Annotated in this window: 2 protein-coding genes; one reads left to right on the top strand and one right to left on the bottom strand. The window is 74.0% G+C overall.

Features of this window, described 5'->3' with window-relative positions; all coding sequences use genetic code 11:
- Nucleotides 1–133: 133 nt before the first annotated feature.
- Nucleotides 134–658, top strand: coding sequence for an ATP-binding protein (locus IH13_RS0126340; RefSeq protein ID WP_031088456.1), 525 nt, complete (start codon nt 134–136; stop codon nt 656–658).
- Nucleotides 659–812: 154 nt separating this feature from the next.
- Here the strand turns inward: IH13_RS0126340 and IH13_RS0126335 are convergent, their stop codons facing one another.
- Nucleotides 813–2,027, bottom strand: coding sequence for an ROK family protein (locus tag IH13_RS0126335; protein WP_031088455.1), 1,215 nt, complete (start codon nt 2,025–2,027; stop codon nt 813–815).
- Between the last annotated feature and the right edge of the window lie 270 nt (nt 2,028–2,297).

The raw sequence follows: 2,297 nt of genomic DNA, 5'->3' as shown, positions 1-2,297 counted from the left end.
GGCGGTGACAGCGCAAGCCGCTCCGCCGGGCGATCAGGGCGGACCACGCATGACCCGACCAGAAACAGCAGTCAGCCATCTGCTGGATCCGTCCCTTCGTCTTCTTCCGGACCTATTTCGGGGAGTCGCAGCCGTGATCAGCGAGCCAAGCAGGCACTGCGCGGTGGAGCTCCAAGCCCTGCCGTCGCGAATCGGTCAGGTCCGCAGAATCATTTCGGCGCAATTGCGTTACTGGCATCTCGACCCTCTGATCGACCATGCCGCGCTCGGCGTCACCGAACTGCTGACCAACGTCCACCGGCACGCCCAGCCGGACAAATCATGCACCGTCGAGATCGAGTTGCTGCTCGACCGTCTGACGGTCTCCGTCCACGACCACGACCCCCGGCCGCCGACCGTGTGCGACGCCGACTCGTCCGCGACCTCGGGTCGCGGCCTGGCGATGATCGCGGCAGTCAGCGAGAGCTGGGGCGTACGACCGGGCGACGACTGCGGAAAGGTCGTCTGGTTCACCTTGCCGGCGCCCTCCTTCGTCGCCGCTCTGCCTCCTCTCCCGGTGTACGGGTCGACGACCGACGGCCCGTTCGGCTCCGGTCTCGGCATCACCGTGGAGACCGTGACGGCGCCCGCGCGGGCCCGTTCGGCCGTCGTCGGCTGACCTGCCGGGCGGTGTGCCGCACCCGGGCCCCGCCCGGTACGCGCGCGCCCGCCCTTTGGCGGCCGGCGCGCTCGTGCCGCACCCGGCCGCCCTCAGGCCGTCACACTCCCGCTGTGGCGGCCGGAAGACTCGTCCCGGTCCGGGCGGTGGCCCGTCAGGCCAGCGCGGCGAGCGGGTCGTCGAGTACGGGCTGCCAGGCGAGTTCGGCCGCGCCCACCAGGCTGTTGTGGGCCAGGGTGCAGGAGAGGATCGGTACGCTGCCGCTGCGCCCCCACAGACTGCGGTCGGCGACCACCGCGCGCAGCCGTTCCGGGTCGGCCTCCAGCAGGTCCCGGTGCAGACCTCCGAGGATGATGCGGTCCGGGTTGAGGATGTTGACCAGTCCGGCCAGGCCCAGGCCGAGCCGGTCGATCAGCGCTTCGGCGGCCAACCGCACGGCGGGGTCGGCGTGTTCGGTGCGCAGCAGGTCACCGGCCTGCTTGAGGAGCGACTCCTCGGGGCCGGGCGTCCGGCGTGCCGCCGTGAGGAAGGCGAGGGGGTCCGTCTCGACGTCCAGGCAGCCGCGTCCGCCGCAGTGGCAGGGGCGGCCCTCGGGGTGCACGGTGAGGTGGCCGACTTCGAGGGCGAGGCCCGAACTCCCGGTGTGCAGGCGGCCGTCCAGCACGAGGGCGCCGCCGACGCCCCGGTGGCCGGTGGCCACGCAGAGCAGGTGCTGGGCGCCGCGTCCGGCGCCGTGCCGGTGTTCGGCGAGGGCGACCAGGTTGACGTCGTTCCCGGTGAAGGCGGGTCCGGCGATGCCGGCGGCCCGTACCCGGGCGGCGAAGATCTCCCGTACCGGAGCGCCGGCGGGCCAGGCCAGGTGCATGGGGTTGAGTGCGGTCCCCTCGGGTTCGGCGACCGCCGAGGGGACGGCGAGTCCCGCACCGACGCACCGCAGCCCGGTCTCGCGCAGCAGCTGCGCGCCCGCCTCGACGACCTCGCCCAGCACCTGGGCGGGGTCCGCCATGACGGTGACGCACCCCGGCGCGGTGGCCACGATCCTGCCGCCGAGCCCGACCAGCGCGGCGCGGAAGCCGTCGGAGTGAACCTGGGCGGCGAGGGTGACGGGCCCGTCGTCCCGGACGGACAGCCGGTGGGAGGGGCGGCCCTGCGAACCGGCGGCGGAGCCCGGGCTGGAGTCGACCCTGATGAGTCCCAGCGCTTCCAGCTCAGCGGCCACGGCGCCCGCGGTGGCACGGGTGACGCCCAGTTCGGAGGTGAGCACGGCACGCGTGGGCGCGCGGCCGGTGTGTACCAGCTCCAGGGCGGGGCCGAGGGCGCTGCGGCCCCTCTCCAGCTTCGTCCGCGTGGTGGTCGACTTGCCGTTCATGGGGGCGAGTCTCCCATGGCCCCGGACCGCCGCCGACGCCCCGGCACCGCGCACCGGCCGCCCGTCGGCCACGGCGGCCGGGGGCCTTGCGTACGTGGTCGGGGCGCCCCTATGCTGCCTTTGTGCCGCAATTAAACAAATTGCGGACGGCGCTGCCCGGAGGCCGTGGCCAGGACACGGCCGGACTGGGGCCGGCCAACACCTTTCCCGTCGCGGTCGGCCGGCCGGGCGCACTGGCCGGGCCGACCGGAGTGGCCGCCGCCTCCACCT

The sequence above is a fragment of the Streptomyces sp. NRRL WC-3549 genome (genome assembly GCF_000721935.1).
Classification (GTDB): Bacteria; Actinomycetota; Actinomycetes; order Streptomycetales; family Streptomycetaceae; genus Streptomyces.
The sequence above is the reverse complement of the archived record's forward strand: the minus strand, read 5'-3'. Positions and strand labels throughout refer to the sequence as shown.

Coding starts and splice junctions, on each gene's coding strand:
- IH13_RS0126335 (WP_031088455.1), bottom strand. CDS start 2,027: ATGAACGGCAAGTCGACCACCACGCGGACGAAGCTGGAGAGGGGCCGC.